We start from the raw sequence: 243 nt of genomic DNA, 5'->3' as shown, positions 1-243 counted from the left end.
TGTTTATCGCCGCCGCCGGTCCGGGCATGTTTGCCGTGGACCGCCGCCGCTAAAAACAAGAACGGCGCAGATCAGATGATCTGCGCCGTTTCTTTATCCAGCGTGCAGGATCAACTGATCCCCACAGCTTTCTTGCTTAGGTCGCGCGGATCAGCCGATCCGCACCGCTTTCTTGCCTAGGTCGCGCGGATCAGCCGATCCGCACTCCGGTCATCGAAATAGAACCACCCACGACCTCGTCAT

Annotated in this window: 1 protein-coding gene; it reads left to right on the top strand. The window is 58.8% G+C overall.

Features of this window, described 5'->3' with window-relative positions:
• Nucleotides 1-180 (top strand): hypothetical protein (locus RSB01_RS12265; protein WP_332625560.1); only part of this gene is annotated, 180 nt, incomplete at its 5' end.
• Nucleotides 181-243 lie beyond the last annotated feature (63 nt).

Origin of the sequence: Brevundimonas sp. (assembly GCF_036659295.1) — a bacterium.
Lineage (GTDB): Bacteria > Pseudomonadota > Alphaproteobacteria > Caulobacterales > Caulobacteraceae > Brevundimonas.
The sequence above is the reverse complement of the archived record's forward strand: the minus strand, read 5'-3'. Positions and strand labels throughout refer to the sequence as shown.